Source organism: Gordonia sp. 11cp (genome assembly GCF_057767225.1).
Genome location: NZ_CM173437.1, coordinates 3,536,260 through 3,560,312, shown reverse-complemented (window position 1 = coordinate 3,560,312; position 24,053 = coordinate 3,536,260). Strand labels below are relative to the sequence as shown.

The following is a 24,053-nucleotide window of genomic DNA, read 5'->3' as shown; positions in this document are numbered from 1 at the left end:
CCGTCAACCGATGTGACGGGTGGCCGCCCACCGCGTGAGCGCGTTGCGGTTGGACTGCTGGGTCTTGCGCAGGACATTCGACGCATGTGTCTCGACCGTCTTGATCGAGATGAACAGCTCCTCGGCGATCTCGCGATAGGTGTATCCGCGCGCGAGCAGACGCAAGACCTCCAGCTCTCGCCTGGTCAGCGAGTCGAGTTCGGGGTCGAGGGGCGGTTCGGGCGCCGACGACTTCCCGGTGAACGAGTCGAGGACGAAACCCGCGAGCCGCGGACTGAACACCGCGTCGCCGTCGGCGACCCGCCGGACCGCATCGGCGAGTTCAGGCCCGGCGATCGTCTTCGTCACGTAACCCCGCGCGCCTGCACGGATCGTCGCGATGACGTCCTCGGCGGCGTCGGACACACTCAACGCGAGGAACACCGGCGGTGTCGAACCGGGCCGTGTCGAACCTGGTATGGCCGAAGCTGTTGTGGCCGAGGCGATCCGATCGAGCACACCGCGCAGCACCGCCACCCCGCCGCCCGCCGGCATGTGCACGTCGAGCAGGACCACGTCCGGAGCCGTCGAGACGATCCCGTCGATCGCCTCGGGCACCGCACCCGCCTCGCCGACGACGCGCAGACCCGGCTCGTCGGCCAGTTCGGCACGGACCCCGGAGCGGAAGACCGCATGGTCGTCGACCAGGTAGACGGTCACGGGACCGGAGGGGTCGGGACTCGTCGAACTCGCTGTCATCGTGCCTTCCTGTTGTCGGTCGGGGCCACTGCGTGCATGGTCATCTCGGCTGTGCGTTCGGCGTGTTCCGATCTCTCCGCGTCCGATCTCTCCGCGTCCGGTCGCTCCTCGATCGAACCGCCGTCACCGCGCGGCATCATGAGACCGACGTTGGTTCCGCGTTCGGGACTCGAGGTGATCCGCACGTGCCCGCCCATGCGTTCCACCCGCGCGCGGATCGAGCGCGAGATGCCCTGGCGGTCGTCGTCGACGATCTCGGGGTCGAAGCCGACACCGCGGTCGCGCACATACACCTCCACCTCGTCGTCGGTGATCTCGCCGTACACGTCCACCGTGCGCTCGCCGGAGTGCTTGGCGGCGTTGACCAACGCTTCACGGGTCGCGCCGACGAGGGCCGCCCAGCGTCTGGCGTCCCGGGTGTTGGTGGGGCGCAGATCGCCGACGGTGATGATCTCCACCTCGATTCCGTAGGCGTCCTCGACCTCGGCTCCCACACTGCGCAGCGCTGCCGCGAGGGAACCTCGTTCGGTCGCCGGGTCGCCGAACAGCCACGCCCGCAGTTCGCGTTCCTGGCTCCGCGCCAGCCGCGCCACCTCCTCGGGCCGGCCGGCCTTCTTCTGTATCAGCGCCAGGGTCTGCAGGACCGAGTCGTGGAGATGCGACGCGATCTCCTCACGCTCGGCGTTCCGGATCCGGGCGGCGCGCTCCTCGTCGAGGGTGCGCAGCAACCGCATCCACAGCGGCACGGTCAGCAGGACGACGCCGATGAGCGTCGCCCCGACCGCGAGGATCGTGGAGTTGAGTCCGCCGAAGCTGCGGTCCCCCGCCACCACCACGACGACCAGTCCCCCGACGACGAGCGCGACCCCACCGATCAGCCGGGTCCAGGTGAGCGCCGGGGTGCGCGGTGCCCGAGGGGACGTGTCGAACTCGCGCCACACCAGGCTGGCACCGAGCGCGATGAAGACGAACGGGACCAGGTATTCCGCCGGGGTCCCCGACGCCGCGAAGCCCACCACGGCCATCGCCACCAGCCCGATCATCGCGAGGCCGAGGGATTGCCGGCGTTCACCCCGCGCCGGCGAGGCGGTGTCATCGCCCTGCGGGCAGAAGAACCAGAGCAGTCCGTAGGCGGCGACCCCGGCACCGGCCAGCGCGGCCAGGACCACGAAGACGATCCGCACGCGGAACACCTCGACCCCGAGATGATCGGCGATTCCACCGGCGACACCGGCGACCACGCGGCCGCCGTCCCGGCGCACCAGCCTGGGGACCGGCTCGACCTCCATTCGATTCACTCCTCGATCGTCCCATGCGTTCGGCTCCGCGACATCGGGGTCAACCCCGGTTCATGGGTCTCGATCTCAGGGTGTGTCGCTTCACCACCCCCACGAACCGGGTTCTTCCGGGGGACAATTCAGGGGATCACCCGATGTGTCCGGGGGCGTGCGAGCGGCACGATGATCGTCATGGACACGAAGCAGTTCCAGCAGCAGCTCCAGGGCTTGTGGTCGACCCGCCCGTACCGGCGCGACGATCGGACGATCGCCGGCGTGTGCACCGGCATAGCCGCTCGCTACCGCGTCGACCCGACCCTGGTGAAGGTCGCATTCGTGGTGGCGGCGTTCTTCGGCGGCAGCGGACTCATCCTCTATCTCGCGGCCTGGGTCGCGTTCCCGGGCGCCGGTCGCGCTCGCGCCGACGCGCTCCGCGCAGATTCCTCTCGCGCCGGCCACACCGCGTCGCACAACTCGATGCACGGACTGGGCAACCCGCAGGTCATCGTGCTGGCCGTCCTCGCGATCGTCATCGTCACCTCCATCGGGCCCAACCGCACCTGGGGGTCGGGCGGACTCGTCGGCGCGATCCTGATGCTCGGCGGCTGGTTCCTGCTGTACCTGCGGACCCCGACCCCACCGGTCGGCACCAGCATCGACACGGCGGCGGTGACCGACATCGTCGTCCCGCCACCGGCGGCCGGCCAGTTCGAGCGGTGGGTGCCGCGAGCCATGATCAACCCGACCGGCGGTGGGTCCGTCACCGCGCCCGGTCTCCAGACATCAGGAGCGCCCATGACGGGAACACCGACCACATCCCCGACCACCGGGGACTCGTCCGCCGAACACCCGGCCACAGCAGCGCCACGGGTCGACCTCGAGAAGAGCGCAGGACTCGACGCGACCCCGCCGGCGTGGGATCCGCTGGGGGCGGCACGGTTCGCCTGGGACCTGCCCGAGCCGACCACCCCGGCCGACCCCGCCGTCCGCAGGCGCCGGCGCTCACCCCTCACCCTGATCGTGATCGGTCTCGCGATCATCGTGGGCGCCGTCGGCGCGGGCCTGCACCAGATGGGCGTCGACTGGTTCACCGTGCCGCACATCCTGTCGCTCTCCCTCGCCGTCGTCGGCGCGGGACTCCTGGTCGCGGCGATCATCCGGCGCCGCACCGGCGAGCACAGCACCGGCCTCGTGCCGATCGCGGTCACCCTCGGGGCAGCCGTCGTCGTCACCACCGTGATCTCCGGTGTGAACGGCCTGTCCAGTCCCCTGCCGCCCGGCGGAGCCGGCGACCGCGAGTGGAAACCATTGAGCGAGAACGACATCGAGGCCGAGTACACACTCGGCGTGGGTGAGATGACCCTGGATCTGCGCGAGGTGGACCTCACCGCCGACCGCACGGTGCGACTCGAGACCGGTGTCGGGACGATCAAGGTCCACGTCCCGGACACGATGAACGTGCGCGCCGACTGCCAGACCGGCATCGGTGACTACACCTGCCCCACCGGACTCGACGGCGGGCGTGACGGCACCGACGGCCCGGTCCTGCAGATCGATGCCCGCACCAGGATGGGAGAGGTTCAGGTCCTGCGATGAACACCCACGACGACGCCTACGGCGCGGACAACCCGGCGGCCGCCGACACCGCCGATCACCAGGGATGCGTGTCCACTCATCGCGCGCCGGGTCTGGGGCTCCTGGGAATCGCCGCCCTCGCGGTGGCCGGATGGGGACTCGCCGACGGGCCGGCACTACCCGATGCCGCCGACCTCGGGTGGGTCGCGGTCGGGATCGGCCTGCTCGTCGGGATCGTGCTGATCGTGTCGGGGACGCGATCTCGAGGCTGACCTCGACTCGCCGCCGGACTCGAGGCGGGCAGTCAGAAAAGCGGCCGGTGGCAGATGCCACCGGCCGCTCTCGTTCGGGTCATTCCCACTCGATGGTGCCCGGCGGTTTACTCGTCACGTCCAGGACCACGCGATTGACCTCGGCCACCTCGTTGGTGATGCGGGTCGAGATGATCTCCAGCACCTCGTAGGGCACACGGGTCCAATCGGCCGTCATCGCATCCTCGCTCGACACCGGGCGCAGGACGATCGGGTGACCGTAGGTCCGGCCGTCGCCCTGGACGCCCACGCTGCGCACGTCGGCGAGCAGCACCACCGGGCACTGCCAGATCTGGGAGTCGAGTCCGGCGGCGGTGAGTTCCTCGCGTGCGATCAGATCGGCCTTGCGCAACGTCTCCAGACGGTCGCCGGTGACCTCGCCGACGATCCGGATCGCCAGGCCGGGCCCGGGGAACGGCTGACGCGCGACGATCTCCTCGGGGAGTCCCAGTTCGCGACCGACCGCGCGCACCTCGTCCTTGAAGAGCAGCCGCAGCGGTTCGACCAGGCTGAACTCGAGGTCGTCGGGCAGACCGCCGACGTTGTGATGGCTCTTGATGTTCGCGGTTCCACTCCCGCCGCCGGACTCGACGACGTCGGGATACAACGTGCCCTGCACCAGGAACTCGACCTTCTCCCCCGCCTCGGCCTCCTCGCCGAGGACCTCGCTGACCGCGCCCTCGAACGACCGGATGAACTCCCGGCCGATGATCTTGCGCTTGGTCTCGGGGTCGCTCACGCCGGACAACTCACGCAGGAAGGTGTCCGCGGCGTCGACGGTGACGAGTTTGGCGCCGGTAGCGCCCACGAAGTCGTGCTGCACCTGCTCGCGCTCACCCGCACGCAGCAACCCGTGATCGACGAAGACGCATGTCAGCCGGTCGCCGATGGCCCGTTGCACGAGCGCCGCCGCGACCGCGGAGTCCACACCGCCGGAGAGCCCGCAGATGGCCCGTCCGTCACCGATCTGATCGGCGACCGCGTCGATCAGGGCATCGGCGATGTTGGCGGCGGTCCAGGTGGCCTCGAGGCCGGCGATCTCGTAGAGGAAGCGCGTGAGGATCTGCTGGCCGTGCGGCGTGTGCAGCACCTCGGGGTGGTACTGCACACCGGCCATGCGGCGCTTCAGGTTCTCGAAGGACGCCACCGGCGCGCCGGGGGTCGATCCGGTGACGGTGAATCCCTCGGGCGCGCTCTGGACGGCGTCGTTGTGACTCATCCACACCGGCTGGGTTTCCGAGAGACCCTGATGGAGCACGCCTTCGCCGTTGGCCGTCAGCGTCGTGCGACCGAACTCACGTCCGCCGGTGTTGGCGACCTCGCCGCCCAGCGTGTCCGCCATCGCCTGGAACCCGTAGCAGATGCCGAACACCGGGACGTCGAGGTCGAAGAGGGCGGGATCGAGGTCGGGTGCGTCCTCGGCGTACACCGACGAAGGACCGCCCGACAGGATGATCGCGACCGGGTCCTTCTCCTGGATCTTCTCGATCGGGACGTCGTGGGAGATCACCTCGGAGTAGATGCGGGCCTCGCGCACCCGGCGGGCGATCAGCTGCGCGTACTGCGCCCCGAAGTCGACGACGAGCACCGGCCGCGGGCCCTCGAGGAAATCCTCGGCAGAGGACGAGTTCGCAGAAGAAGTGTCTGTCACCGGGCCGAGTCTAGTGGGCGTGCCGGGGTCCGTACCTGGTCACCCCGCCCGGCGGGTGCGGACCCGCGATGCCCGCGTGAAATACTCCGGAATCGACATGACTGCATCGCCGAAATCCCCCAACCGCTGGTCGCTGAGCATCGGCGACCTCACCCAGGCCGCCGTGTTCGCCGCGCTGATCGCCGCGCTCGGTCTGCCGGGAACCATCAACATCGGCACCAGCGGTGTGCCCATCACCCTCCAATCGCTCGGGGTCATCCTCGCCGGCGCCGTCCTGGGCCCGAAGAAGGGCACGCTGGCCGTGATCATCTTCATGGTCCTCGCGATCGCCGGGCTCCCGATCCTGTCCGGCGGGCGCAACGGCCTGACCGCGCTGTCGTCCCCGACCGCCGGATACTTCATCGGGTTCCTGCCCGCGGTGATCGTCATCGGCGTGCTGACCGCGATCATGATCTCGACGGGCTCCGGCAAGTACCGCGTGCTGTGGGGCATCGGCATCAACGCGCTCGGCGGCATCGTCGTGCTGTACGCGTGCGGGGTCCTCGGCCTGCTCATCCGCACCGACCTGACCGTGTGGGCGGCGATCACCACCAACGGCCCGTTCATCCCCGGCGACATCGCCAAGGTCGTCGTCGCAGCCCTGGTCGCCGCGCAGGTCCACCGCGGCCGCCCCGGTCTCATCGAACCCCTGCGCCCGCGCCGCGCCGGCTCTGTGGCCGGCTGACCGTCCCGCCCCGCCGGCGATGATCGAGTTCACCGACGTCTCCCACGCCTACGGCGACCGCGTCGTCCTGCGCGAGGTCTCACTGACGTTGGCGGAGAGGCGGATCGGCATCGTCGGCGCCAACGGGAGCGGCAAGTCGACGCTGGCGCGGATGATCAACGCCCTCGTCATCCCGGACTCCGGGACCGTCACCGTCGACGGGCTCACCGTCGCGAAGAACAAGCGCGAGATCCGACGCCGGGTGGGGTTCATCTTCTCCGACCCCGACCGTCAGATCATCATGCCGACCGTCCGCGAGGACATCGAACTGTCGCTCCGCCGAACCGGTCTCGGCAAGGCCGCACGCGCCGACCGGGCCCTCGAGGTACTCGCGCGCTTCGGACTCGGCGACCACGCCGACCATCCCGCGCAGCGGCTGTCGGGCGGACAGAAACAACTCCTCGCCCTGGCGTCGATCTTCGTGACCGACCCCGCGATCATCGTCGCCGACGAACCCACCACCCTGCTCGACCTGCGCAACACCCGCATGCTCACCGACGTGTTCGCGACACTCGACGAGCAACTAGTCGTCGTCAGTCACGACCTCGACATCCTGGCCGATTTCGACCGCGTCATCGTCGTCGACGAGGGACGTGTCGTCGCCGACGACGAACCCCGACCCGCGCTCGCCGCCTACCGCGAGATGATGTCGTGAACGTCCTCGGCGTCTACCGCCCAGGCACCACCGTGCTGCACCGCCTGCCGGCGGGCGTCAAGTTCGTCGCGATGGGCGTGCTGATCCTGGTGCTCTCACTGACGGTCCGCTCGCTGACCGCGCTCGGCATCGCCACGGTCGGAGTCGCGTGCGTCTACGCGCTGGGAGGCATCGGTCCCCGCGAGGCCTGGCGTCAGCTGCGACCATTGCTGTGGTTGCTGCTGTTCATCTTCGCCTTCCAGGTCGTCTTCACCGACTGGCGACGAGCGGTGGTCGTCTGCGGCGTGCTCGCACTGTCGGTCGCGCTCGCGGCGGTCGTCTCGCTGACCACCCGCACCACCGACATGCTCGACACGATCGTCCGCGCGCTCGGTCCCCTCGCCCGTCTCGGGGTGCGCGTCGACCTCATCGCCCTCGCACTGGCGTTGACCATCCGGGCGATCCCGCTGATGGTCGAGGTGGTGCGGGAGGTCGACGAAGCGCGCAAGGCGCGCGGGCTGCGGCCGGGTCCGCGCATCCTCGTCGCCCCGGTCGTACTCGCCGCGCTGCGTACCGCCGACGGCTTCGCCGACACGCTGACCGCGCGCGGACTGGACTGAGGCGAACTGGGATTTCGTAGTCACAGTGCGCGCTATTTGCGCACTGTTGCTACGAGATCCGCTGGGCGGTGACCGGTGTGAGCGGGATGATCGGCAATCGCAGAGCGCCCGGTGCGTCGGCCGGGACCACCGGCGACGTCGGCGTGGTCGGCTCGATGCGGCGGTACGGCTCGCCCTGCGCCGGACGTCGATCCTGTTCACCCTTGTTGGGCCACAGGGCCGCCGCCCGCTCCGCCTGCGCACAGATCGTCAGCGACGGGTTGACACCGAGGTTCGCCGACACCGACGCGCCGTCGGCGATGTGCAGTGTCGGGTAGTTCCACACACGCTGGTAGGGGTCGATGACGCCGTCGTCCGGGTCGTCGGAGATCGCGCACCCGCCGAGATAGTGCGCGGTCAGCGGCATGTTGACGATGTCGCCCCAGGTCCCGCCGGCGACGCCGCCGTTCAGTTTCGCCGCGATCCGGCGAGTTGCCTCGTTGCCCTTGGGAATCCACGTTGGGTTCGGCTCCCCGTGACCCTGCTTGCTGGTGACATACCGCAGCGGTCCGCGCTTGCGGACGAACGTGGTCAACGAATTGTTGTTGTTCTGCATGACGAGCGCGATCACGGTCCGCTCGCTCCACTGCCGCACCACGAGCAACCGCACCAGCAGGAACGGGTTGCGGGCGACCTGCCGCAGGAACTGGCCGAACCGGTCACGCCGGCTCCCCCCGTCGGTGAGCAGGGTCTGCAGGTACGCGATCGCGTTGGAGCCCTTGCCGTATCGCACCGGCTCGATGTGCGTGTTCGGCTCGGGATAGAACGACGAGGTGATCGCGACGCCACGCGAGTAGTCGTTCTCCGGGTCGATCCGCGAACCCATCGCACCCAGGATCGACTCCGAGTTGGTGCGCGTGAGCCGGCCCATCGCATCCGAGATCCGGGGCAGCGAACCGAGTTTCGCGTGGTGCAGGAGTCGTTGGGTGTTGAACGTGCCGGCCGCGAGGATCACCTGACCCGCGGTGATCGTGCGTCGACGACGTCCGAGCGGCCCCCACGAGGACGAGTGATGCGTACCCACCTCCCAGACACCGTCGGCGCGCTCATGCAGCGAGTCCACCGTGGTGCGGTCGATGATGGTGGCGCCGTTGCGTTCCGCGAGACCGAGGTAGTTCTTCAGCAGGGTGTTCTTGGCGCCCACCCGGCACCCGGTCATGCACGCTCCGCATTCGGTGCAGGCGGTCCGGTCCGGGCCCGCACCGCCGAAATACGGGTCGCGGACGGTCTCACCGGGCGCCCCGGCCAGACCCGTCTTCGCACCGAAGAACACACCGACCGGGGTCGGGGTCACCGTGTCGCCCACACCCATCTCGGCGGCGACTTCGGCGACCACGCGGTCGGAGGCGGTGACCGTCGGGTTGGTGACCACACCGAGCATCCGGCGCGCCTGGTCGTAGTACGGACCGAGCTCGTCCTCCCAGTCGGTGATGTGGTTCCACTGGGGATCGGTGAAGAACGGTGTCGGGGGCTTGTACAGGGTGTTGGCGTAGTTGAGCGATCCGCCGCCGACCCCCGCGCCGGCCAGGATCATCACGTCCTTGAGCGCATGAATGCGCTGGATGCCGTACAGACCCAGCTTCGGCGCCCACAACCACCGGTTGAGGCGCCAGCTGGTCTTGGCGAAGTCCTCGTCCTCGAAACGACGCCCCGCCTCGACGACGCCGACGCGATACCCCTTCTCCACGAGACGCAACGCACTCACACTGCCGCCGAAGCCGGAGCCGACGATCAGGACGTCGAAGTCGGTGGCGCGTTCGGTGGACCTGTCGAAACCCATGATGACCATACTAACGTGCATTGTCACATAAAGAGACCCAGGTCACCCTAACCCTTCGAGGCTCGTCGCTAGCGCTCCTCGCTCCTCAGTAACTGCGGCCTGGCGGCCGTCGTGGACTACGAAAGCCCCCGGTCCCTGAGGAGCGAGCTTGCGAGCGTCACGAAGGGTTTCGCAGCCTCGGTCGCCAGACCCTTCGTGACGCGCCCTCCGCAAGCTCCGGGCGCTCCTCAGGGAGCAGGGCCGCCAGCGGGTCTGTGGTTCTTTCGGATTTGGGAGCAGGCACGGAGATCAGGCGTGGACGGACAACCCCACGCGCTGGAACTCCTTCAGATCGCAGTACCCGGCCTTCGCCATGGCGCGACGCAGCGCACCGACGACGTTGAGCTCACCGTACGGATCGTCGGAGGGCCCGTTGAGGACCCGCTCGAGACTCGGACGGTCCTCACCCGCGGCGACCTGCAGAAGGGCACCGCGCGGGGTGTCCGGGTGCGCGGCGGCCGACGGCCAGTACCAGCCGTTGCCGGGTGCCGAACTCGTTGTGGCGAGCGAGGTTCCGAGCACCGCGGCGTCCGCTCCGCAGGCGATCGCCTTGATCAGGTCGCCCGAGCTGTGGATGTCGCCGTCGGCGATGACGTGCACGTAGCGACCACCGGTCTCGTCCAGGTAGTCGCGACGCGCGGCGGCGGCGTCGGCGATGGCGGTCGCCATCGGGACACCGATGCCGAGGACCTCGCCGGTCGTGGTGGCCCCGGCGGCCGAACCGTAACCGACGATCACGCCCGCCGCGCCCGTCCGCATCAGGTGCAGCGCGGTGCGGTGGTCGTGCACGCCGCCCGCGATGACGGGTACGTCGAGATCGGCGATGAAGGTCTTCAGATTCAGCGGTTCCCGCTGGGTGCCGTCGGCGTCGACCTGCGCCACGTGCTCGGCCGAGATGATCGTCCCGTGGACCACCAGGATCTCCACCCCGGCCGCCAACAGAGCCGGGGTCAGTTCCGGCGCGTGCTGCGGGCTGACCCGAACGGCCGTGGTGACGCCGGCCTCGCGGACCTGCGCCACGGCCTCACCCAACAGCCCGCTGTCGAGCGGAGCCGCATGCAGCTTCTGCAGATGCCGAACCGCCGCATAGGGATCCGGATCCCCGGCCGCGATCGCGACCAGTTCCTCGATCTTCGCCTCGACGTCGCGGTGACGGGCCCACAGCCCCTCACCGTTCAGCACACCGAGCGCACCGAGCCTGCCGAGCTCGATCGCGACCGACGGCGACACCAACGCATCGGTCGGATGACTCAGGATCGGTGAGGAGAAACGGTAGGCATCGATCTGCCACGCCGTGGAGACGTCCTTGGACGAACGGGTCCGACGGGAGGGGACGATGCTGATGTCGCCCAGTTCGTAGGTCCGTCGGGCCGTCCGGCCCATGCCGATTTCGACGAGGTCACGCACCACTGCGCCTTTCTGCGGGGTTCAGCTGCACAACGACCATACGGCCTGGCCCGCCGGACGAATCCGGCGGGAACGACCTCGGGGAGTTCAGCGGGAGTAGTAGTTGGGCGCCTCGGCGGTCAGCGTGATGTCGTGCGGATGGGATTCCTTGAGTCCGGCCGCGGTGATCTGGACGAACCGCGCGGTCTGCAGATCCGGGATCGTCGAGGCGCCGGTGTAACCCATGGCGGCACGCAGGCCGCCGACCAGCTGGTGGATGACCTGGGACAACGGGCCGCGGAACGGCACGCGCCCCTCGATGCCCTCGGGAACCAGCTTCTCCTCCTTGAGGACGTCGTCCTGGAAGTAGCGGTCCTTGGAGTACGACTTCGCCTGCCCGCGCCCCTGCATCGCACCGAGCGAGCCCATGCCCCGGTAGCTCTTGAACTGCTTGCCGTTGACGAGGACCAATTCGCCGGGGGCCTCGGCGGTGCCCGCGAGCAGCGAGCCGAGCATCGCGGTCGACGCACCGGCGGCGAGCGCCTTGGCGATGTCGCCGGAGTACTGCAGACCGCCGTCGGCGATGACGGGGACGCCTGCCTTCTGGCAGACCGCCACGGCTTCGAGGATGGCGGTGATCTGCGGGGCGCCGACGCCGGCGACGACACGCGTGGTGCAGATCGAACCCGGTCCGACGCCGACCTTCACCGCATCGGCACCGGCATCGACGAGGGCCTGCGCGGCCTCACGGGTCGCGACGTTGCCGCCGACCACGTCCACCCGATCGCCGACCTCGGCCTTGAGCTTGGCCACCATGTCGAGCACGAGCCGGTTGTGCGCGTGGGCGGTGTCCACGATGATCACGTCGGCGCCGGCGTCGGCCAGTGCCATCGCACGGTCCCACTGCGGGTCACCGGTACCGACAGCGGCACCGACGAGAAGCCGTCCGTCGGAGTCCTTGGTCGCGAGCGGATGCTGCTCGGTCTTGACGAAGTCCTTGACGGTGATGAGTCCGGTCAGGCGTCCGTTGCCGTCGACGATCGGCAGCTTCTCGATCTTGTGCCGGCGCAGCAGTCCCAGCGCGGCCTCCGCGGAGACCCCTTCCTGGGCGGTGATGAGCGGCGCTTTGGTCATGACCTCGGCGACCGGACGGCTCTGGTCGACCTCGAACCGCATGTCGCGGTTGGTGATGATGCCGACGAGCTCACCCTTCTCATCGACGACCGGCAGGCCGGAGATGCGGTAGCGCGCACACATCGCGTCCACCTCGGCGAGCGTGTGGGACGGCGTGCAGGTGACCGGATCGGTGACCATTCCGGCCTCCGAGCGCTTGACCGTCTCGACCTGGCCGGCCTGCTCCTCGATGGACAGATTTCGGTGCAGGACGCCCATGCCGCCGGCGCGCGCCATCGCGATCGCCATCCGGGACTCGGTCACGGTGTCCATCGCCGAACTCACCAGCGGGACCCGCAGCGTCACGTTCTTGGTCACCCGCGACGAGGTGTCGACCTCGCTGGGAATCACGTCCGACGCCGAGGGCAGCAACAGGACGTCGTCGAAGGTCAGGCCGAGCATCGCGACCTTGCCGGGATCGTCTCCACCGGTACGAACAGCAGTCATCGGACCATCGTATCGACTCCCCTGGTGCGGCGATCGTCACACAGGCGTCTTCGTGCCGGTGAGACGGCCCGACCCGTCCGCATCACCGGCGTCCGGGACCGGTGAATGCCTGCGGCGCGACCAGCCGCGGATCGGCTACGGTGGTGATGTGCGTGACCACCTGCCACCCGGCCTCCCGCCGGATCCGTTCGCCGACGATCCCAGCGACCCCGCATCCGCACTGGACAGCGTGGAGCCGGGTATCCCGCTGGACGAGAACGAGCGGCTCGCGGTCGAAGAGGATCTCGCCGATCTCGCACTGTACGAGGCGTTGCTGACCAATCGCGGTGTGCGCGGTCTCGTCGTGGTCTGCGAGGACTGCCACGAGGATCACTACCACGACTGGGACATGCTGCGCGCCAATCTGATCCAGCTTCTCATCGATGGCACCGTGCGGCCCCACGAGCCGGCCGTGGACCCACGCCCCGACGCTTACGTCACGTGGGACTACTGCCGCGGCTACGCCGACGCGCGTAGCCATCTCGACGACGAACGCTGACGAACCCGGCGATCCGCCGACTCCCCGACGTCACAACCACGAGTGAGGCCCCGCACCGGTCCGGTGCGGGGCCTCACTCGTGAATCCGGGCTCGTGATCGGCGACCGTCGTTGCGGCGTCCGGTCAGCCGATCGGCCGACCCGACGCGTCCACGCCGGGCGGCGGGGTCCACGGAATCCCGGGGATCTCGGCCGGGAAACGCGTGACCTTGGTGCTCGACGACGGCGCGGACGGCTGAGCCGGTCCGCTCGACGGCGGTGCGGACGACGGGACCTCCGGCTCGCTCGTCTCCTCGGACGGCGCGGTCGGATCGTCGGACCCGCCACCGGGCGGGGTCGACTCGCCTGGTGCCGACGGATCGTCCTCACGGCTGGTCAGATCGGGTCGAGTCGGCTCTGTCGTGGCCGGTTGCTCCGCGCCGCCCGGCGTCGTGGGATCGGTGACCTCCGTCGGCAGACCCGCGCCCGCGCGGATGCGGTTCATCCAGTCGGTCATCTCGTCGCGCATCTCGTTGTCGCCCATGGGACCCATGCGGTCCTTCGCCTCGGCCAGCAGACTGGCGGCCGCGACCGGATCACCCGCCGCGATCGCGGCCTCGGCACGCTCGAGATTCGTACGGACGTCGTGCGCCGCCTGCGTCTGCGACGCGGCCTCGGAGAACACGACCTGCTTGATGCCCCACAGCGGATCGCCGGGTTGCGAGCCCTCGGAGAGCACGGTCAGACCGGCAGCGGCGACGATGACGATCGCGGCCGCACCCGACACGACGCGTAGGTGCCGCACCATGCGGCGTCCGCGGCTCGCCCGCTCGGTGGTCCCGATCGCGCGCTCGACGTCGTCGACGGAGACCAGCTCCGGCTCGGGGGTGGACATGATCTCGGACTTCCAGCCCGACAGCATCTCGGCCAGCTGGTACTCCGCGGCGTCCCGGGTCGGCACAGGCACGTCCCGGGTGAGCGCGTCGAGGAAGTTCTCGTCGAAGTTGACCTCGGAGAGGTCCAGCGAGTCGTCGGCTGCGGAAAAATCGTGGGCGGCTGGATCGAACCCGGGATTCGCGCCCGACGGGACCGGGTCCAGGGGTCCGGGGCCGGTGGGCGCCGGACCGCTCGAACCGGGCGCACGCCGATGCACCGGTGGCTGGCCGGGTCGATTCGGCTGGTCACCGCCGACGACACGGCGTCTACGCCAATCAGACTGTCCGCTCATCGTGACCTCCTGTCCGTCTCAACTCGTCTTTCAACTTCGCCAATGCCCTGTGCTGGGCGACTCGCACCGCTCCGGCGGTGCTGCCGATGGCCTGGGCGGTCTCCTCCGCCGACATACCGACGATCAGCCGCAGGACCAGCACCTCGCGCTGTTTCTCGGGCAGGATGCCCAGCAGGGCTCTCATCCGCCTGCTGCCGTCGGCGTCGATGGCGAACTGCTCGGGACCGCCGGTCACGTGCGAGACCTCGGGGATCTCCTCGACCGGGTCCGACTTCACCCGCGCCGCCACCCGCATGGCATCGGCAACCTTGTGCGACGCGATGCCGTAGACGAAGGCCATGAACGGTTTGCCCTGGTCCCGGTAACGGGGCAATGCGGTCATCACCGCCATCAAAGCCTCCTGCGCGATGTCGTCGGCGGAGAACAGATGACGTTCCCCGACCCCGATGCGTCCTCGGCAGTAGCGCAGGATCGGCTCCTGCACGCTTTCGAGAACTGACGTGAGAGCGGCACGATCGCCTTGGCCCGCGGCCCGGACGGCGTCGTTCAACTCACCACCTGTCAATTTCATCGCGCGTAGGAATCCCCGTGTTACAGATCGGCCAACCGGCCTCGCCGCCAGTCCTGGTACGGGCCCCAGCACGGTGACGCCGCCGGTGGCGACCGTCGTGGAACGCGACTGGCGAGCAGCGTTCTCCGACGTCCCGGCGGCGATGACGTGGCAGACCCCAACACACCTTAGCGATCAACCCCCCGGCATCAGCGCCATGCCCTTGCCGATCAGCGTGGCGCGGAGCTCGCGGTGGCGCGCGATGTCGCCCTCGGACGCCGCTCCGGTACCCAGCAGCAGGCTCATCGCCGCCCACTCCAGCGGGAGCAGACCCTCGTCGCGAGCGTCGGCGACGACATCCCGCGCAACCGTGGCCGCGCCGCCCCTGTCCCCTCCACCGGCGGTGGCGGCAGCGGCGATGAGCGCGGTCTTGATGCGATGCCGGGCCGGGACCGGAGTCCCCGCGTCGTGCATCTCCCGGATCAGCGAGGCGCCCGCCCGGGCATGGTCGAGCCCGGTCGAGACGTCACCGCGATACAGACCGAGTTCGGCGCTCACCCATTCCCAGCGCAGTCGGCAGCGGGTCGCCGTCGTCCAGTCCGCGTCCGCCGGCCGCCACGACCAACCGTCGGGGGTCGTTCCCGACGATGGACCGTCCACGGCGTCGAGGACCGCCCTCGCCCGGTCGAGCAGCCGGCGCGCGGCACCGAACCTCAGCAGACCCAGATTGTCGGCCGCGAGCCCGACGAGTCCGTCCGCGACCGCGGCTCGCGTCAGCGACACCTCGGCCGGGTCCGGCGAGCCCGTCGACGGCCGGCTGTCCGGGATGCCGACGGTGAGGAGGGACCGGCCGTCGATTCCGGAGGCGATCCGGTGACGCCCGGCCTGGCGAACCAGCGACGCACGGGTGCTCTGACACAGCGACAACAGTGCGGTCTCCGGGGCGAGGGACGCCGCCGGGCCCGTCGACGGACCGATCACCCTCTCCAGCTCCGTCAGTGCCGTGAGCGCGCCGGCGTACTCCCCGCGCCCACCCGATGAGACCGCGTCGGCCCAGGCCCGAAACAGCGGAGCCACCGCGGGCTCCATCGACGGGTGTCGACGCAGCTCAACGGCATTCTCGAACGCCTGCCAGGTGTTCTTGGTCACTCGAACTCTTTTGGTTTGCATGAATTTAACGAACGATTCCCAACGTTAATTCTCCAGACAGATCACGGGTGCATCATCGGAAGATTTCCGACGTGTAAATCGGTTCGATCGACGTCACCACACCCTCACACTCCGCGCACCGGGGAAAGACTACGTCATGTCGAGTGAATACCCAGCTCAAATGGGGTGGAGTCACCTGATTCGGGGGGCAACGGAATGTCTGGTCACAGCTGTGCTATCCGTCGGAGACGAACTAACCCGCCGTTAACATTTCTGAGACTTTCGCGGCAATCATGTCCCATTTGGGGCCTATTGACGCCATTTCTCAGGCCCGCTTAATGTGAGTTCAGCGTTGCAGGAAATCGACGTTTCTCACCGAGCACCTCGGTGCGGCCCACGACAAGGAGTAGCTGTCATGCCTCAGCCCAATCATCTCCCCGGCCCCAACGCTGACATCTGGGACTGGCAGATGTCAGGACTCTGCCGCGGCGTCGACTCGTCGATGTTCTTCCATCCGGACGGCGAACGCGGCCGGGCCCGAGCGCAGCGCGAGCGGCGAGCCAAAGAAATGTGTCACCAGTGCCCGGTCATCGCGCAGTGCCGGGAGCACGCCCTCGCGGTCGCGGAGCCGTACGGCATCTGGGGCGGTCTCTCCGAATCCGAGCGCAGCATCTTGATGAAGCGCGGCGTCGGCCGCCGTATGGCCAGCTGAGTCCAGGGCGTCGAGCCCACCCGACAGCGGCGAGAGCCGGGCATCCCCGAAAGGATGCCCGGCTCTCGTGTTCTCGTCGACTTCGTGACCTCGAGGGGTCTACGTCAGTGCGCGTGCCCGTGACCGGCGTGACCGGCCGGTTCGTCGGCCGGCCGCTCGGTGATGGCCGTCTCGGTGGTCAACACCATCCGGGCCACCGACGCCGCATTGACGACCGCCGACCGGGTGACCTTCACCGGGTCGATGATGCCCTCGGCGACCAGGTCGCCGTAGGTGAGGCTCGCGGCGTTGAAACCCGAGCCGTCGGCCGCACCGGCGACCTTGTCGACCACGACCGCGCCGTCGAGGCCCGCGTTCGCGGCGATCCAGTACAGCGGCGCCCGCGCCGAGTCGCGCACGACGCGCACGCCCAGGGCCTCGTCGCCGGTCAGCGAATCGGCGAGTGCGTCGAGCTTCTTCGACGCCTGCACGATCGCCGAGCCACCGCCGGGGATGATCCCCTCTTCGACCGCGGCCTTGGCCGCCGCGACGGCGTCCTCGACGCGGTGCTTGCGCTCCTTGAGCGCGGTCTCGGTGGCCGCGCCGACACGGATGACGGCGACACCACCGGAGAGCTTCGCCAGACGCTCCGCGAGCTTCTCCTTGTCCCAGTCGGAGTCGGACTGCTCGATCTCGCGCCGCAGCTGGGCCGAACGGTCCGCGATCGCGTCCTTGGTGCCGGCGCCCTCGACGAGGGTGGTGGCGTCCTTGGTGACGACGACGCGACGAACCGAGCCGAGCACCTCGAGACCGACGGTCGACAGACTCAGGCCGATGTCGGAGGAGACCACGGTTCCACCGGTGACGACCGCGAGGTCTTCGAGGAATGCCTTGCGGCGGTCGCCGAAGAACGGCGCCTTGACCGCGACGGCGCGGATCGTCTTGCGGATCGAGTTGACGACGAGGGTCGACAGCGGCTCGCCCTCGACGTCCTCGGCGATGATCAGCAGCGACTTGCCCGCTTCGACGACCTTCTCCAGCAGCGGCAGGAACTCCGGCAGGGAGCTGATCTTGTCGCGGTAGAGCAGGACGAACGCGTCCTCGAGGACCGCTTCCTGGCTGTCGACGTCGGTGACGAAGTAGGGCGAGAGGAAGCCCTTGTCGAACTGGACGCCCTCGGTGATCTCGAGGTCGGTGCTCAATCCGGAGCCCTCCTCGACGGTGACGACACCGTCGGCGCCCACCGCGGTCATGGCCTTTCCGACCATCTCGCCGATCTCCTCGTCTCGAGAGGACACGGTGGCGATCTGGGCGATGGACTGTTCGCCCGCGACCGGGGTCGCAGCGGCCAGCAGCGCTTCGCTCAGCGCATCGGCAGCCTTGCTGATGCCCTGCCCGAGGGCGATCGGATTGGAGCCTGCGGCCACGTTGCGCAGGCCCGCCTTGACCATTGCCTGCGCGAGAACCGTTGCGGTCGTGGTGCCGTCGCCCGCAACGTCGTTGGTCTTGGTGGCGACGGACTTCACCAGCTGGGCACCGAGGTTCTCGAACGGATCGTCGAGCTCGATGTCGCGCGCGATGGTGACGCCGTCATTGGTGACACTCGGTCCGCCGAATGCCTTGGCGAGGACCACGTGCCTGCCGCGCGGGCCGAGGGTGACCTTGACGGTGTCGGCGAGCTGGTCGATGCCTCGCTCGAGCGCCCGACGCGCGGTTTCGTTGAATTCAATCTGCTTGGCCATATATCACTTTCTGCAACGGGAGCCGGTCGCCGCAACGCACATCGCCCCGGTACCCCTGCACGGGGCGCCGGGGCGATGTGAGACGCGAAAAAGGCTCGCGGGGTCTGACTCGGCCGGAGTTCTCGGTACCGGTCCTACTTGCCGATGACGGCGAGGACGTCGCGCGCCGAGAGGATCAGGTATTCCTCGCCGGCGTACTTGATCTCGGTGCCGCCGTACTTGCTGTAGATGACGGTGTCACCCTCTTTGACGTCCACGGGGACGCGGTTGCCCTGCTCGGTGACCCGACCCTCGCCGACCGCGATGACGGTGCCTTCCTGCGGCTTCTCCTTGGCGGAGTCCGGGATGACCAGGCCCGAGGCGGTGGTCGTCTCGGCCTCGACGGCCTGCACCAGGATCTTGTCCTCAAGCGGCTTGATGTTCACGCTCGCCACGATGTGAGTCCTCAACTTTCGTACTGAGAAAGAATCTGCACGTTCACGGCCCTGCAAAACCCCGTCGTCGCGGGTTCCGAGGCTTCAGTCAGTGCCAACTAGCACTCTATACATGCGAGTGCCAGCACTCAAGGGTGGAGGCTGCAAAAACCCGGACGTGTTCGCTCCTCGCGTATCCACCGGGGGTCGGTCCGCTACAGCTGGCTGACGCGTACCGACATCGCCGGGTCCGACGCCACGGTCAGCGGCGAGGGGCGCGCTCCCCCGCCGATCACGTGGGCGCCCAGTGTCGCGATCATGACCCCGTTGTCGGTGCACAACCGCGGCTTCGGCACCCGCAAGTCGATCCCGGCGGCCGCACAGCGTTCCTCCGCCAGCGACCGGATGCGCGAATTCGCGGTGGCACCTCCGCCGAGGACCAGCGTGTCCACCCCGAGGTCACCGCACGCCCGGACCGCCTTCATCGTCAGCACGTCGGCGACCGCCTCCTGGAACGAGGCCGCCACGTCCGCCACGGGGACCTCCGCACCGTCGCGCTCGCACTTCTCCACGTACCGTGCGACCGCCGTCTTCAACCCGCTGAAGGAGAAGTCGTGCCGCGAGTCGCGGGGACCGGTCATCCCGCGCGGGAAAGCGATCGCACCCGGATCGCCTTCGCGGGCAGCACGATCGAGCGCCGGCCCGCCCGGGAAGCCGAGACCCAGCAGGCGGGCGACCTTGTCGAAGGCCTCCCCGGCCGCGTCGTCGACCGTGGTGCCCAGTTCGACGATGGGCTCGGCGAGATCGGTGACGTGCAACAGGTGTGTGTGCCCGCCGGACACCAGCAGTGCGACGCATTCCGGCATGGGTCCGTGCTCGAGGGTGTCCACCGCGACGTGACCGCCGAGATGGTTCATCGCATACAGCGGCACATCCCAGGCAAGGGCGTAGGCCTTCGCCGCGGCGACACCGACGAGCAACGCACCGGCCAGGCCCGGCCCGATGGTGACGGCGATGGCGTCGGGACGGTCGATCCCGGCCGCCTCCCGCGCCCGGCGCATGGTGGGGACGATCGCCTCCAGATGCGCGCGCGAGGCCATCTCGGGGACCACGCCGCCGAACCGGGCGTGCTCGTCCACGCTGGACGCCACCTCGTCGGCCAGCATCGTCGCGAATCCCGGGGTGTCTCCCTCGCCCGGTGTCCAGCGGACGATGCCGACACCGGTCTCGTCGCAGGAACTCTCGATACCCATGACGATCACGCCGGGCCCTCCTCGGGTTCGAGCGGCCGCCCCGACACCGGGAGCCGCAGCATCGTGTAGGCATCCGCGCCGGACGGCTGATAGTAGTTGCGTCGAAGGCCCGCGGTGCTGAACCCGTGCCGCGAGTACAGCGCGATCGCCACGTCGTTGTCGGTGCGCACCTCGAGGAACACCGGGGCGTCGTTCTCGTCGGCGACGGTGAGCATGGCCTCGAGCAGCGCCTTGCCCACTCCCCGACCCCGACGGTCCGGGTCGACGGCGATGGTGTGGATCTCGCACTCCCAGGCGTCGGGCTGGCCGAGCAGGGAGATGCCGGCGTAGCCGATGACATCGGCTCCGGCGCGTTCCCGCGCCGCGAAATAGGTGTTGTACGGCGCGTTGAGCTCGGCCCGGAAAGCGGCGGCCGGCCACGGCGAGTCGTCGGCGAACATCTGCCGCTCCAGGGCCGCGCAGCGCGGGATGTCACCGTAGGTGAGGGCGTCGATCACCAGCTCGGGCGTTGTCATCGCGCCACACCCGCCCGGCGGGCCTTCTGCTCGACGGCGTCGGGGCGCCGGAGATACAGCGGGACAAGCGGTTCGGGTTCCCGGTCGGCGACGATGCCGGCCTGCGCCGCCTCGATCAGCCCCCGCACCGTCGGAACCGTGATCGCGGGAGCCCCACCGGTCCAGCCGGCGAGTTCGAGGTGGGCCGCCGAACCCGCGACCGCACCGATCCGGCCCTCGTCGAGGTCGGCGGCGAGTTCCTCGGCCACCGCCGCGGGCGCGGCCACCTCGGGACCGCGCAGGCGCCGGTCGCCCTCGTACACCGCCCAATACACCTCACGCCGGCGCGCATCGGTCACCACGAGCACCCGTGACGTGGCGTCGACGCCCGGAACGGCTTCGGCGGCAAGAGCATCCAGCGAGCACACGCCGTACGCCGGGATTCCGAGCGCGTCGGCGAACGCGGCGCCGGTCGCCATCCCGACCCGTAACCCGGTGAACGGACCGGGGCCGCAACCGACCACGACCGCGGCCAGATCGGTTCGGGCGGTGCCGGATTCGGTGAGACACTCGGCGATGAGGCTGGTGAGCAGTTCCGCATGCCGACGATGGTCGGTGACCACGCGTCCGGCGAGCACCCGGATGTCCGACCCGGAGGGCCCGGGGTCGGAGCGCAGCGCGGCCACACCGGTCACCACCGAATCGGTGGCCGTGTCGACCGCCAGCACCAGCCGCGCGCCCCCGTTGCCCGGTCCGTCACCCGGCGTCACACTCATTCGGGACTCACCCATTCCCACTCCACTTGTCGCACATCGGTATCGGGGTCCCGGCGCAGCCGGACGACGAGATGCCGCTCGGCCAGCCGCTCGGCCACCCCCTCGCCCCACTCGACGACGACGACTGCCTCGTCCAGGTCGGAGTCCAGATCCAGGGCGTCGAGCTCGTCGAGGACTCCGGAACCGTTCCCGGCCCCGCCGAGTCGGTACGCGTCGACGTGGACCATCCCCGGCCGGCCCGGCCGGCCCGGTCGGTGTTCGCGCGCGATGATGAACGTCGGCGAGGTCACCCGTCCCACGATGCCGAGCCCGGCCCCGATCCCGCGGGCGAGCGCCGTCTTCCCCGCACCCAGCGGGCCGTCGAGGATGACGACGTCCCCCGCGGCCAGGGTCGACCCCAGCTCGGCGCCGAAGGCCTCGGTGTCGGCGACGTCGGGGAGTTCGCGGGTACCGGCGGAACCCAACCCACTCATCCGCGGCCCCGCTTCCACCAGCGTCGGCGGGGAGCCGGCAGCGCGACCCGCGCCCGATCCACCAGTTCGGCGATCGCGTCGCTCACCAGACCCGGCTCCTCCATCTGGACCATGTGCCCGGCGCCCTTGGCGACGACCAGACGCGAATCGGCACCGAGTTGGGAGTACATCCGCACCGAGTTGCGCAGGGGCGTGAGGCGGTCCCGGTCGCCGCAGACGACCGTGGTCGGAACCTGCGCGATCACCGGCAGGGCTGTCGACTCGTCGTGGATCTCCAAGGCGTGCAGGAAGTTCACAATGGTCTCGATGGGCGTGCTCTGGATCATCTTGTCCACCGCGGCCCCGAGCGCCGGACTGTAGAACGTCGGCCCGAAACTCGCTGCGACGAGCACCGGTTCGAGTGCGGAGCGGGTCAGTCCGCGCCCGGCCTGCACCAGGCGTGGCGCGCGGCGCACACTCATCCGGAAGGCGTCCACCACCGGATTACGCAGTCCCTCACCGAGTCCGGCGTCGGTGAGACCGCGCGACGCCGTCGCCACGAGACCCACCCCGGCCACCGGGCCATGGGTCGAGAACAGCGCCGGGTGGCGGCGCGCGAGGCCCATCAGCGTCATGCCGCCCATCGAATGGCCCACGAGGACAACGGGTCCGACCGGGACGGTGGCACGGACCACGGCTGCCGCGTCGTCGGCGAGCTGGGCGATCGTGCACGTCTCGGTCGGTGCCGGATCGCTCTCACCGTGACCCCGATGGTCGAAGAACACCAGACGATAGTTGCGGTCGTGCCACTCGGCGGCGAGTTGTTCTCGCTGGAAGTGCCAGCTCGACAACCGAAGGCTGAAGCCGTGCACGAACACGATCGTCAGGTCGGGTGCGGTGTCCGCCGTCACCGTCCCCAGATCGACGATCCGCACCGCGAGTTCCAGACCGTCGTCGGTGGTGACGGTGGTGGCGCGCTCGCCGTAGAGCTCGGTCAGATCGACGTCGGCATAGGGGTCCGCGCGGCCCACCACGCTCTTGCGAGCGATGTTGCGCGCCGCTCCGACGGCTGCCATCCCGCCGAGGGCGGCGATTCCCGCCACCCCGGCCAGCAGTCCGACGCGTTCGGAATCGTCCACCAGTGGTGCCCCGCTCACTGTCCGGTCCCCGCGTTCCCGGGTGTCACCGTGTCCTCGGAATCTACCCCGGTGGCCCCCGCGCCGAGGTAACGACGGACCACTCGCTGCCCGACCTGGGAAACGATCTCGTAGTCGATGGTGCCGATCGTGTCCGCCCAGTCCTTCGCGGTGGGGCCGCCGGATGCCCCGGTGCCGAAGAGTTCGGCCTCGTCACCCTCGCGGACGCCTGCGCCGTCCGGTCCGAGGTCGACGACCAGCTGATCCATGCAGATCCGGCCCACACCGTCGAACAGCCGGTCTCCGATCCGGACCCGGATCCGGCCCGACAGCAGTCGGGGTACGCCGTCGGCGTATCCGGCGGCGACCACGGCCACCACCGTGTCGCGCGGCGCGATCCACGTCTCGCTGTAGGACACGCCCTGTCCCGCGGCCACCTTCTTCACGAGCGCGATACGCGCGGTCAGGGTCATCGCCGGGATCAGCCCGAAGTCGCCGCGCGCGGGTACCGGGGTGCGGCCGTAGACGGCGATCCCGGGCCGGACGAGGTCACGGGCGAGATCCGGACGGGTCAGTGCCGCGGGTGAATTGGCGATGTGCACCACCTGGGGCGCGGCGCCGAGACGGACCAGGTCGGCCACGGCGAGGTCGAGCCGCTGCGCCTGGGCATCGTTGAGCGGGTGATCGGGTTCGTCGCCGCGCGCGAGGTGGCACATCACCGCACGCAGGGTCACCGACCCGTCCGCATGCGCTTTCGCGACCCGCTCGGCGAAGTCCGCCCATTCGTCCACGGCGACACCGCTGCGGTTGAGGCCGGTGTCGACCTTGGCCGTCACGAGGGCGGTCTGTCCGATGCGCCGCGCCGCGGCGATGACCGCGTCGAGCTGCGAGATCGACGAGAGCGCGATGTCGATGCGGTCGGTGATCGCACCCGCGAAGTCGGCACCCGGCGTGTGCAGCCAGGCGGTGATCGGGGCGTCGATGCCGGCCGCCCGCAGTGCCGCGGCCTCGGTGAGGTGGGCGACACCGAGTTCGGTGGCACCCGCGGCGAGGACCGCACGCACCACCGGTAGCGCCCCATGGCCGTAGGCGTCGGCTTTCACGACCGCCATCACGTCGGTACCCGAGGCGGCACGCAGCACGTCGACGTTGTGGGCGATCGCGCCGAGGTCGACGGTCGCGGTCAGAGCAGGGGAAGTCATCGTCGCCCATTGTCCCAG

General features: G+C 69.4%; 24 protein-coding genes. 7 read left to right on the top strand and 17 right to left on the bottom strand.

What is annotated here, in order from left to right:
* Positions 1-3: 3 nt before the first annotated feature.
* Both AC3B6C_RS15935 and AC3B6C_RS15930 read right to left on the bottom strand, forming a co-directional pair.
* Positions 4-738, bottom strand: a complete 735-nt coding sequence (locus AC3B6C_RS15935; protein WP_488357674.1) for a LuxR C-terminal-related transcriptional regulator — start codon at positions 736-738, stop codon at positions 4-6.
* On the bottom strand, positions 735-2,027 hold the full coding sequence (locus AC3B6C_RS15930; protein WP_055474849.1) for an ATP-binding protein: 1,293 nt from the start codon (positions 2,025-2,027) through the stop codon (positions 735-737). Before AC3B6C_RS15930 ends, AC3B6C_RS15935 begins: the two co-directional genes overlap by 4 nt.
* A gap of 171 nt (positions 2,028-2,198) precedes the next feature.
* Between AC3B6C_RS15930 and AC3B6C_RS15925 the strand changes: the two genes are divergently transcribed.
* Positions 2,199-3,611 carry a PspC domain-containing protein gene (locus AC3B6C_RS15925; protein ID WP_488373427.1) on the top strand — a complete coding sequence of 471 codons (1,413 nt, stop codon included), beginning with the start codon at positions 2,199-2,201 and terminating at the stop codon, positions 3,609-3,611.
* Positions 3,608-3,862, top strand: a complete 255-nt coding sequence (locus AC3B6C_RS15920; protein ID WP_010841877.1) for a hypothetical protein — start codon at positions 3,608-3,610, stop codon at positions 3,860-3,862. Before AC3B6C_RS15925 ends, AC3B6C_RS15920 begins: the two co-directional genes overlap by 4 nt.
* Positions 3,863-3,941: 79 nt before the next feature.
* Here AC3B6C_RS15920 and guaA read toward each other — a convergent pair whose 3' ends face one another.
* On the bottom strand, positions 3,942-5,552 hold the full coding sequence (gene guaA, locus AC3B6C_RS15915; protein ID WP_442902688.1) for a glutamine-hydrolyzing GMP synthase: 1,611 nt from the start codon (positions 5,550-5,552) through the stop codon (positions 3,942-3,944).
* Positions 5,553-5,649: 97 nt separating this feature from the next.
* Between guaA and AC3B6C_RS15910 the strand changes: the two genes are divergently transcribed.
* From AC3B6C_RS15910 to AC3B6C_RS15900, 3 genes are read left to right on the top strand one after another with little or no spacing between them, the layout of a single operon-like run.
* Positions 5,650-6,276 carry a biotin transporter BioY gene (locus tag AC3B6C_RS15910; RefSeq protein ID WP_035717099.1) on the top strand — a complete coding sequence of 209 codons (627 nt, stop codon included), beginning with the start codon at positions 5,650-5,652 and terminating at the stop codon, positions 6,274-6,276.
* Positions 6,277-6,295: 19 nt separating this feature from the next.
* Complete coding sequence (locus AC3B6C_RS15905; RefSeq protein WP_010841874.1) at positions 6,296-6,970, top strand: energy-coupling factor ABC transporter ATP-binding protein; 675 nt, start codon at positions 6,296-6,298, stop codon at positions 6,968-6,970.
* Positions 6,967-7,569, top strand: a complete 603-nt coding sequence (locus AC3B6C_RS15900; protein WP_010841873.1) for an energy-coupling factor transporter transmembrane component T family protein — start codon at positions 6,967-6,969, stop codon at positions 7,567-7,569. The genes AC3B6C_RS15905 and AC3B6C_RS15900 overlap by 4 nt, the downstream gene beginning before the upstream one ends.
* Before the next feature lie 49 nt (positions 7,570-7,618).
* Here AC3B6C_RS15900 and AC3B6C_RS15895 read toward each other — a convergent pair whose 3' ends face one another.
* The 3 genes from AC3B6C_RS15895 to guaB form a co-directional block, all read right to left on the bottom strand.
* On the bottom strand, positions 7,619-9,397 hold the full coding sequence (locus AC3B6C_RS15895; RefSeq protein WP_488373426.1) for a GMC family oxidoreductase N-terminal domain-containing protein: 1,779 nt from the start codon (positions 9,395-9,397) through the stop codon (positions 7,619-7,621).
* A 279-nt stretch (positions 9,398-9,676) separates the two neighbouring features.
* Positions 9,677-10,834 carry a GuaB3 family IMP dehydrogenase-related protein gene (locus AC3B6C_RS15890; RefSeq protein ID WP_010841871.1) on the bottom strand — a complete coding sequence of 386 codons (1,158 nt, stop codon included), beginning with the start codon at positions 10,832-10,834 and terminating at the stop codon, positions 9,677-9,679.
* An 87-nt stretch (positions 10,835-10,921) separates the two neighbouring features.
* Positions 10,922-12,433: an IMP dehydrogenase gene (guaB, locus tag AC3B6C_RS15885; protein WP_010841870.1), complete on the bottom strand. Its 1,512-nt coding sequence runs from the start codon at positions 12,431-12,433 to the stop codon at positions 10,922-10,924.
* 148 nt (positions 12,434-12,581) lie between these two features.
* On the opposite strand from guaB, the gene AC3B6C_RS15880 reads away from it, so the two are divergent.
* Positions 12,582-12,971 carry a DUF5319 domain-containing protein gene (locus tag AC3B6C_RS15880; RefSeq protein ID WP_004019191.1) on the top strand — a complete coding sequence of 130 codons (390 nt, stop codon included), beginning with the start codon at positions 12,582-12,584 and terminating at the stop codon, positions 12,969-12,971.
* A 123-nt stretch (positions 12,972-13,094) separates the two neighbouring features.
* Here the strand turns inward: AC3B6C_RS15880 and AC3B6C_RS15875 are convergent, their stop codons facing one another.
* From AC3B6C_RS15875 to AC3B6C_RS15865, 3 genes are all read right to left on the bottom strand, one after another.
* Positions 13,095-14,177 carry an anti-sigma-D factor RsdA gene (locus AC3B6C_RS15875; protein WP_488373425.1) on the bottom strand — a complete coding sequence of 361 codons (1,083 nt, stop codon included), beginning with the start codon at positions 14,175-14,177 and terminating at the stop codon, positions 13,095-13,097.
* Positions 14,161-14,748 (bottom strand): sigma-70 family RNA polymerase sigma factor, encoded by a 588-nt coding sequence (locus tag AC3B6C_RS15870; RefSeq protein WP_010841867.1) that lies wholly within the window; start codon positions 14,746-14,748, stop codon positions 14,161-14,163. The genes AC3B6C_RS15875 and AC3B6C_RS15870 overlap by 17 nt, the downstream gene beginning before the upstream one ends.
* A 174-nt stretch (positions 14,749-14,922) precedes the next feature.
* Positions 14,923-15,876: a hypothetical protein gene (locus AC3B6C_RS15865; protein ID WP_488357665.1), complete on the bottom strand. Its 954-nt coding sequence runs from the start codon at positions 15,874-15,876 to the stop codon at positions 14,923-14,925.
* A 415-nt stretch (positions 15,877-16,291) separates the two neighbouring features.
* On the opposite strand from AC3B6C_RS15865, the gene AC3B6C_RS15860 reads away from it, so the two are divergent.
* Entirely contained in the window at positions 16,292-16,588 is a 297-nt protein-coding gene (locus tag AC3B6C_RS15860) for a WhiB family transcriptional regulator (RefSeq protein ID WP_010841865.1), read from the top strand.
* 104 nt (positions 16,589-16,692) lie between these two features.
* Here AC3B6C_RS15860 and groL read toward each other — a convergent pair whose 3' ends face one another.
* The 8 genes from groL to alr all read right to left on the bottom strand — a co-directional run bounded on the left by groL (position 16,693) and on the right by alr (position 24,035).
* Entirely contained in the window at positions 16,693-18,309 is a 1,617-nt protein-coding gene (gene groL, locus AC3B6C_RS15855; RefSeq protein ID WP_010841864.1) for a chaperonin GroEL, read from the bottom strand.
* A gap of 134 nt (positions 18,310-18,443) precedes the next feature.
* Entirely contained in the window at positions 18,444-18,743 is a 300-nt protein-coding gene (groES, locus tag AC3B6C_RS15850; protein WP_004019185.1) for a co-chaperone GroES, read from the bottom strand.
* A gap of 194 nt (positions 18,744-18,937) precedes the next feature.
* A complete protein-coding gene (tsaD, locus tag AC3B6C_RS15845; protein ID WP_488373424.1) occupies positions 18,938-19,984 on the bottom strand; it encodes a tRNA (adenosine(37)-N6)-threonylcarbamoyltransferase complex transferase subunit TsaD in 1,047 nt (348 codons plus the stop codon).
* Positions 19,981-20,490, bottom strand: coding sequence for a ribosomal protein S18-alanine N-acetyltransferase (rimI, locus tag AC3B6C_RS15840; RefSeq protein ID WP_014926188.1), 510 nt, complete (start codon positions 20,488-20,490; stop codon positions 19,981-19,983). The genes tsaD and rimI overlap by 4 nt, the downstream gene beginning before the upstream one ends.
* Positions 20,487-21,245, bottom strand: a complete 759-nt coding sequence (gene tsaB, locus AC3B6C_RS15835) for a tRNA (adenosine(37)-N6)-threonylcarbamoyltransferase complex dimerization subunit type 1 TsaB (RefSeq protein ID WP_488376277.1) — start codon at positions 21,243-21,245, stop codon at positions 20,487-20,489. Before tsaB ends, rimI begins: the two co-directional genes overlap by 4 nt.
* Positions 21,242-21,718, bottom strand: a complete 477-nt coding sequence (gene tsaE / locus AC3B6C_RS15830) for a tRNA (adenosine(37)-N6)-threonylcarbamoyltransferase complex ATPase subunit type 1 TsaE (protein ID WP_010841860.1) — start codon at positions 21,716-21,718, stop codon at positions 21,242-21,244. The genes tsaB and tsaE overlap by 4 nt, the downstream gene beginning before the upstream one ends.
* A complete protein-coding gene (locus tag AC3B6C_RS15825) occupies positions 21,715-22,854 on the bottom strand; it encodes an alpha/beta fold hydrolase (RefSeq protein WP_010841859.1) in 1,140 nt (379 codons plus the stop codon). Before AC3B6C_RS15825 ends, tsaE begins: the two co-directional genes overlap by 4 nt.
* Positions 22,851-24,035 carry an alanine racemase gene (gene alr, locus AC3B6C_RS15820; RefSeq protein ID WP_488373423.1) on the bottom strand — a complete coding sequence of 395 codons (1,185 nt, stop codon included), beginning with the start codon at positions 24,033-24,035 and terminating at the stop codon, positions 22,851-22,853. Before alr ends, AC3B6C_RS15825 begins: the two co-directional genes overlap by 4 nt.
* Between the last annotated feature and the right edge of the window lie 18 nt (positions 24,036-24,053).

Bases quoted from the DNA above. Each gene is read 5' to 3' on its own strand.
- AC3B6C_RS15935 (WP_488357674.1), bottom strand. From the start codon at position 738: ATGACAGCGAGTTCGACGAGTCCCGACCCCTCCGGTCCCGTGACCGTC.
- AC3B6C_RS15930 (WP_055474849.1), bottom strand. From the start codon at position 2,027: ATGGAGGTCGAGCCGGTCCCCAGGCTGGTGCGCCGGGACGGCGGCCGC.
- AC3B6C_RS15925 (WP_488373427.1), top strand. From the start codon at position 2,199: ATGATCGTCATGGACACGAAGCAGTTCCAGCAGCAGCTCCAGGGCTTG.
- AC3B6C_RS15920 (WP_010841877.1), top strand. From the start codon at position 3,608: ATGAACACCCACGACGACGCCTACGGCGCGGACAACCCGGCGGCCGCC.
- AC3B6C_RS15910 (WP_035717099.1), top strand. From the start codon at position 5,650: ATGACTGCATCGCCGAAATCCCCCAACCGCTGGTCGCTGAGCATCGGC.
- AC3B6C_RS15905 (WP_010841874.1), top strand. From the start codon at position 6,296: ATGATCGAGTTCACCGACGTCTCCCACGCCTACGGCGACCGCGTCGTC.
- AC3B6C_RS15895 (WP_488373426.1), bottom strand. From the start codon at position 9,397: ATGGTCATCATGGGTTTCGACAGGTCCACCGAACGCGCCACCGACTTC.
- guaB (WP_010841870.1), bottom strand. From the start codon at position 12,433: ATGACTGCTGTTCGTACCGGTGGAGACGATCCCGGCAAGGTCGCGATG.
- AC3B6C_RS15875 (WP_488373425.1), bottom strand. From the start codon at position 14,177: ATGAGCGGACAGTCTGATTGGCGTAGACGCCGTGTCGTCGGCGGTGAC.
- AC3B6C_RS15870 (WP_010841867.1), bottom strand. From the start codon at position 14,748: ATGAAATTGACAGGTGGTGAGTTGAACGACGCCGTCCGGGCCGCGGGC.
- AC3B6C_RS15860 (WP_010841865.1), top strand. From the start codon at position 16,292: ATGCCTCAGCCCAATCATCTCCCCGGCCCCAACGCTGACATCTGGGAC.
- groL (WP_010841864.1), bottom strand. From the start codon at position 18,309: ATGGCCAAGCAGATTGAATTCAACGAAACCGCGCGTCGGGCGCTCGAG.
- rimI (WP_014926188.1), bottom strand. From the start codon at position 20,490: ATGACAACGCCCGAGCTGGTGATCGACGCCCTCACCTACGGTGACATC.
- tsaB (WP_488376277.1), bottom strand. From the start codon at position 21,245: ATGAGTGTGACGCCGGGTGACGGACCGGGCAACGGGGGCGCGCGGCTG.
- tsaE (WP_010841860.1), bottom strand. From the start codon at position 21,718: ATGAGTGGGTTGGGTTCCGCCGGTACCCGCGAACTCCCCGACGTCGCC.
- alr (WP_488373423.1), bottom strand. From the start codon at position 24,035: ATGACTTCCCCTGCTCTGACCGCGACCGTCGACCTCGGCGCGATCGCC.